Source organism: Mesorhizobium sp. M7A.F.Ca.ET.027.03.2.1, from assembly GCF_003999175.1.
Taxonomy (GTDB): domain Bacteria; phylum Pseudomonadota; class Alphaproteobacteria; order Rhizobiales; family Rhizobiaceae; genus Mesorhizobium.
In genome coordinates this window covers 1-5,234 of sequence record NZ_RZOM01000374.1, presented here as the reverse complement: position 1 = coordinate 5,234, position 5,234 = coordinate 1, and the positions used below count along the sequence as shown (strand labels likewise).

The window sequence follows — 5,234 nt, the reverse complement described above, 5'->3', positions numbered from 1 at the left end:
CTTCACCTCCTCCCGAGGGTTGGCCACAAAAACGGCGCCCGCTGCACCTCCTCCCGCGGCGGGCGCTGTTTTCCCCGGAGTAAAGCGAATTTGCTCCAGAGGTTTCGCCCCTTTTAAAAATGGCGAAAGGAATTTCGTCAAAGCCGACCTCCTCCCCGGCGATGACGAATATGGTCGGCCTTCACCTCCTCCCGAGGGTCGACCCCAAAAACGACACCCGCCGGACCTCCTCCCCGGCGGGTGTTGTCGTTTCAGGAGGCGCTCCCATCTGCAGCCGTTTGCCCCGCACCGCGCACGGCAATTGCAATCGCCGCACCAAGCGATTATTCCGGCGTCCATGAGCAAAAATCCAATCCACATCATCGGCGGCGGCCTCGCCGGTTCCGAAGCCGCCTGGCAGGCAGCGCAGGCCGGCGTTCCGGTCATCCTGCATGAAATGCGGCCCGTTCGCGGCACCGATGCACACAAGACCGACAGCCTGGCCGAGCTCGTCTGTTCCAATTCCTTCCGCTCCGACGACGCCGACAACAACGCGGTCGGCCTGTTGCATGCCGAAATGCGGCTGGCCGGCTCGTTGATCATGAGCGCCGGCGACACCAACCAGGTTCCGGCCGGCGGCGCGCTGGCCGTCGACCGCGACGGATTCGCCGATGCCGTGACGAAAAAACTCGAAGCACACCCGCTGATCACCATCCAGCGCGAGGAAGTGCCTGGTCTGCCGCCGGCGGATTGGGACCAGGCGATCGTCGCCACGGGCCCATTGACCGCCCCCGGGCTTGCCCAGTCGATCGCGGAAGCGACCGGCGCCGATGCGCTCGCCTTCTTCGACGCCATCGCGCCAATCGTCCATTTCGACACGATCGACATGGATACCTGCTGGTTCCAGTCGCGCTACGACAAGGTCGGGCCAGGCGGCACCGGCAAGGACTACATCAATTGTCCTATGGACAAGGACCAGTACCTTGCCTTCGTGCAAGCGCTGGTCGACGGCCAGAAAACCGAATTCAAGCAATGGGAAGGCACGCCCTATTTCGACGGCTGCCTGCCGATCGAGATCATGGCCGAGCGCGGCGTCGAGACGCTGCGCTACGGGCCGATGAAACCGATGGGGCTGACCAACGCGCACAATCCGACCGTAAAGGCCTATGCCGTGGTGCAGCTGCGGCAGGACAATGCGCTGGGCACGCTCTACAACATGGTCGGTTTCCAGACCAAGTTGAAGCATGCCGAGCAGGTGCGCGTGTTCCGCACCATACCGGGTCTCGAAAACGCCGATTTCGCCCGCCTCGGCGGCCTGCACCGCAACACCTACATCAACTCGCCGACCTTGCTGGACGCTTCGCTGCAACTGAAGTCGCGGCCCGGCCTGCGTTTCGCCGGCCAGATCACCGGCTGCGAAGGCTATGTCGAAAGTGCCGCGATCGGTCTGCTTGCCGGCCGCTTCGCCGCAGCCGAGCGTCTCGGCCACTCACCGTCCCTGCCGCCGCTGACCACGGCCTTCGGCGCCCTGCTCAACCACATCACCGGCGGGCACATCGTGTCCGACGATGAGCCGGGCAAGCGCTCCTTCCAGCCGATGAACGTCAATTTCGGCCTGTTCCCGCCGGTGGAGGCGCCGAAGACCGAAGGCAAACGCATGCGCGGCAAGGACAAGACCGTTGCCAAGCGGCATGCGATCACCTCGCGCGCACGTGCCGATTGCCGGCAATGGCTGGGGCTGCCGGTGCAAGCGCAAGCCGCCGAGTAGTCCATGGCCAAGCGCTCCGAGCTGCACCAGCTTCTGCCGTCGGACCTGCCGCCGAGTGGCGAACCTTTCGCCGGCGACTACGAAATTTGCTGGAGCATCTATGTCAGATGCACCAACCTGCGGAAGCTGCGCGAAGTTCATATACCCGCTATCGAGGCGCTAATAGGTGAGCCTCACGGAGGCCAAGGTTGGCTGTACGAAAATGAAAATTACAATGAGAACCGCGATCGAAGCTTAAAGAGAATCATTGCCGTTCAGCCTGTCGAAGGTCCCTACAATGACCGGCTCCTTCTGGATCTCATGAAAGCGCTCTATTCGCTGTCATCCTTCTGGGCGATCCAAGCCCGTCTGGATCCCTCACATCCTCATGGCGTCTACCTCAGTGCACGATTCACGCAGGAGGCTCCCAGCTCGGAGGCGCCGGCTATCGTCGACGCGCTGGTTGAGTTCGAAGCCAATTTTACAGATTTGGGGGGCCGTGAATTCGGCCGGCATTTCGGCACAACTCGGCGCATTAGCGCCACCATGCCGGATGGTTCGGAAGCCGGCCGGGCGAAACCCAGGCGCTAGGACCTCATCGTTGGCCGCACGGATGAAGTAGGATCAATCCTACTTGCTGTCCAATGGGAGCCGTTCCATGGAATTCGCCGAGAAACTTTCTGTCACAGTCACGCCAGCAATGGCCCGCCTTATCCGCCAAAAAGTCGAAGACGGCTCTTTCGGCTCGGCGAGCGAAGTCATCCGCGCGGCGCTCCGGGCCTTCCAGCGCGAGGAAGAGGAGCATGCCGAGCGCCTAGCCGCGATCCGGGCCAAGATAAAGGCTTCGATCGAAGATACCCGTCCCGCTGTTCCGCTGGATCACGCCATCGCGCAAGTGAGGGAACGAATCGCGCAATTGGCCAACGACAGCGATGACGACGGACCCTCCTGACATAAGAAGTTCTACTCGGCGGGCTCGACACCCACGCTTGGCAATCCCGGCTTCCCCGCCTCAGCAGGATTTCGCCTGACATAGGCAGCCTTCAAACTCTCCGAAGTCTCGCGCAAGCCGTCATGGCTCCACCCCGGCGGCTTGATCAAGTAGTTGATGCGGTCGCGCACCGTCAGCCTTGGCGCAAACGCATCCCTGAACATGCCGATCCATTCATGGAACGCCACTTTCAGCGGATTGAAGGTGCCGAGGTTCCTGACGATGCCGTAGCGCGGCCGGTCTTCTTCCAGTTCCCCGACGAAGGTACCGAACATGCGATCCCAGATGATCAGCGTGCCGGCATAGTTGGCGTCGAGATAGCGCGGATTGGTGGCGTGGTGGACGCGGTGGTGTGACGGCGTGTTGAAGACGAATTCGAACCAGCCCCACATCTTGCCGATGGTCTCGGTGTGGATCCAGAACTGCCAGACCAGATTGAAGCCGAAGGTGAAGGCAATCACCGCCGGGTGGAAGCCGAGCAGCACCAGCGGCGCCTGCAGCACGAACATGAAGGTGAACAGGCCCGTCCAGCTCTGCCGCAGCGCCGTCGACAGATTGTAGTGCTGGCTGGAATGATGATTGACGTGTTCGGCCCACACCCAGCGCACCCGGTGCGCGATGCGATGATAGGCATAGTAGCGCAAATCATCGAGCAGGAAGGCCACCAGAAAAACCCAGACCGACAGGCCGAGATTGAAGACGCGGAATTGCCACAGCCACAGCAGCGCCCAGTAAGACACGACGCCAAGCAGCAGCCCGGCAACGACATTGCCGGTGCCCATCATCAGGCTGGTCAAGGTGTCGCGCGTCTCGAACGAACCCTTGGCACGGCCGGTGCGCACCAACCAAAGCTCGATCAGGATCGCGACCACGAAGAACGGGATGGCCAGTTGGGTGACTTGCGGGAAATTGTAGCTGTCCATCATGCGGCCTGCCTGGTGGAATTTGAATGTTGCGGCTCAAGTGCTTTCAGCACGCCTTGCGCATCCACTGCGCTGGCAAAGCGGAAGCGGCCGCCCTTCCAGGTGAAATCGGCGAGCCGGAACGAGACCGTGTTCGCATCTTCGGCGTTCAAAACCGCGACATCTTGAGGCGTGACGATGCGGGTCAAAAAGCAGTCGCCGATGCCGTGAACGATGCCGATGCGCCCTCGCGCGAGGTCGAGGAAAGCCGATCGGCCATCCGCCGTCAGTCGAACCGCTGCTGTGATCTCGTCGGGAAAATCCTCGGCGAAGCGGCTCCTCGCCTGATCAATGCCGGCCAGCGTCGCCGTCTTGCTGCCGCCTGTGAAATGCACCGCGGCAACCGACAGCGCGATGCCAAAGGCAACGATCGCGACCAGTACAGGTAAGCTCATTGATCTCCTCCGGCCCGGTCTGTTGTCTTCGGCAACAGTTTTGGCGCGGGGAAGTCTTAACATGATTGACGTTTACGTCAAAGTGCCGGCCAGCCCTGGCCCGCGCGACGCAGCAGCAGCCAATGCCGGCGCAAGGCCGACAGCCGCGCCACGCCTTCGAGCGGCGAACCATTCTCCATCTTGCCGAGGTAGGCACGTGACAGGGCGAGCGGCAGGAATGCCGGACGCAGCGAGACAGGCAAGGTCGGTGCGCCTTGCTCGAAGGCGGAAAGATGTTCCCGTGCCAGCGCCATCATCGCCGCCACCGCGCGTTTGGCGCCGGGTCCGCCATCACCAGCAATGAATTCTTCCGGCGACGATCCCGCCGCCGCCAAAATATCGGCCGGGACAAAACACTGTCCGCGCTGGCGATGCAGCGGCAACAGCAGCAACAGGCCGGTCATCGCCTGCGCACAGCCTGCCCTGCCCGCCAGATCGGCAAAGCGCGGCGCCCCGACGGGATCGAGCACCATCGCCGCAAGCTGGATGAGCGCGGCAGCAGTCTCGCCGCAATAGCCTTCCAGGTCAGTGCGCGACGGCATCGGGTCGTCATAGAGGTCGAAGATGCGTGCATCGAGCATGTTCTCGAAGGCCGGCTTCGGCAGGCCGAACGTCGCTATCGTGGCGTTCAAGGCTTCGGCTGTGGGATGGCCGGCGCCCGCTTCTCCGCCAGCGGCAATGACATCGCGCCACCATTGCAGCCTCACCTCGCCCGGCAGCGCTTCATGGATGCGATCGCGGATTCCTGCGATCTCGGCATTGAAGGCGTAGAGCGAAAACAGCGCGTCGCGCTTGTCGTCGGGCGCGTAGAGCGCGGTCAGATAGCGGTCATGGTCGGCGGCGCGCACCGCGTCCATGACGATTTTGGCATTCTGGGACATGTCAATCGACGGCGATGAGCGCGGCGGCCACGGCGCGCTCTTCCGCCAGAAGGACATTGTAGGTCCGTACCGCGGCACCGGTCGACATCGGGTCGGACGCAATGCCGGCAGCCTTCAGCGCGGCTCGCAGTGCGGCGGGCAATGGCCGGAGATCCCTGCCCATGCCGACCAGCAGGATCTCGACCTTGCCGGCCTCAGCCAGCAGCTTGTCGAAATCCGCCACCGTCAGCACCAGAGGAT

At 62.7% G+C, this 5,234-nt stretch carries 7 protein-coding genes; 3 read left to right on the top strand and 4 right to left on the bottom strand.

The genetic code is table 11. The features are described from left to right. Window positions 1–337: 337 nt before the first annotated feature. The 3 genes from trmFO (at window position 338) to EN750_RS17390 (ending at window position 2,678) form a co-directional block, all read left to right on the top strand. Window positions 338–1,747 (top strand): methylenetetrahydrofolate--tRNA-(uracil(54)-C(5))-methyltransferase (FADH(2)-oxidizing) TrmFO, encoded by a 1,410-nt coding sequence (gene trmFO / locus EN750_RS17400; RefSeq protein WP_127397145.1) that lies wholly within the window; start codon window positions 338–340, stop codon window positions 1,745–1,747. Window positions 1,748–1,750: 3 nt separating this feature from the next. Beyond that, a complete protein-coding gene (locus EN750_RS17395) occupies window positions 1,751–2,317 on the top strand; it encodes a hypothetical protein (protein ID WP_127397144.1) in 567 nt (188 codons plus the stop codon). Between the two features lie 67 nt (window positions 2,318–2,384). Then, on the top strand, window positions 2,385–2,678 hold the full coding sequence (locus EN750_RS17390) for a type II toxin-antitoxin system ParD family antitoxin (protein ID WP_189526266.1): 294 nt from the start codon (window positions 2,385–2,387) through the stop codon (window positions 2,676–2,678). An 11-nt stretch (window positions 2,679–2,689) separates the two neighbouring features. On the opposite strand, the gene EN750_RS17385 is transcribed toward EN750_RS17390, so the two are convergent. From EN750_RS17385 to EN750_RS17370, 4 genes are all read right to left on the bottom strand, one after another. Beyond that, window positions 2,690–3,640: a sterol desaturase family protein gene (locus EN750_RS17385; protein ID WP_189367825.1), complete on the bottom strand. Its 951-nt coding sequence runs from the start codon at window positions 3,638–3,640 to the stop codon at window positions 2,690–2,692. Then, window positions 3,640–4,074: a hypothetical protein gene (locus tag EN750_RS17380; RefSeq protein ID WP_127397141.1), complete on the bottom strand. Its 435-nt coding sequence runs from the start codon at window positions 4,072–4,074 to the stop codon at window positions 3,640–3,642. Before EN750_RS17380 ends, EN750_RS17385 begins: the two co-directional genes overlap by 1 nt. Before the next feature lie 77 nt (window positions 4,075–4,151). Continuing rightward, window positions 4,152–4,994 (bottom strand): phytoene/squalene synthase family protein, encoded by an 843-nt coding sequence (locus EN750_RS17375; RefSeq protein WP_189526265.1) that lies wholly within the window; start codon window positions 4,992–4,994, stop codon window positions 4,152–4,154. A gap of 1 nt (window position 4,995) precedes the next feature. Continuing rightward, window positions 4,996–5,234: MTH938/NDUFAF3 family protein (locus tag EN750_RS17370; RefSeq protein ID WP_245480104.1), on the bottom strand; the 239-nt coding region annotated here is incomplete at its 5' end.

Bases quoted from the DNA above. Each gene is read 5' to 3' on its own strand.
- trmFO (WP_127397145.1), top strand. From the start codon at position 338: ATGAGCAAAAATCCAATCCACATCATCGGCGGCGGCCTCGCCGGTTCC.
- EN750_RS17395 (WP_127397144.1), top strand. From the start codon at position 1,751: ATGGCCAAGCGCTCCGAGCTGCACCAGCTTCTGCCGTCGGACCTGCCG.
- EN750_RS17380 (WP_127397141.1), bottom strand. From the start codon at position 4,074: ATGAGCTTACCTGTACTGGTCGCGATCGTTGCCTTTGGCATCGCGCTG.
- EN750_RS17375 (WP_189526265.1), bottom strand. From the start codon at position 4,994: ATGTCCCAGAATGCCAAAATCGTCATGGACGCGGTGCGCGCCGCCGAC.
- EN750_RS17385 (WP_189367825.1), bottom strand. From the start codon at position 3,640: ATGGACAGCTACAATTTCCCGCAAGTCACCCAACTGGCCATCCCGTTC.
- EN750_RS17390 (WP_189526266.1), top strand. From the start codon at position 2,385: ATGGAATTCGCCGAGAAACTTTCTGTCACAGTCACGCCAGCAATGGCC.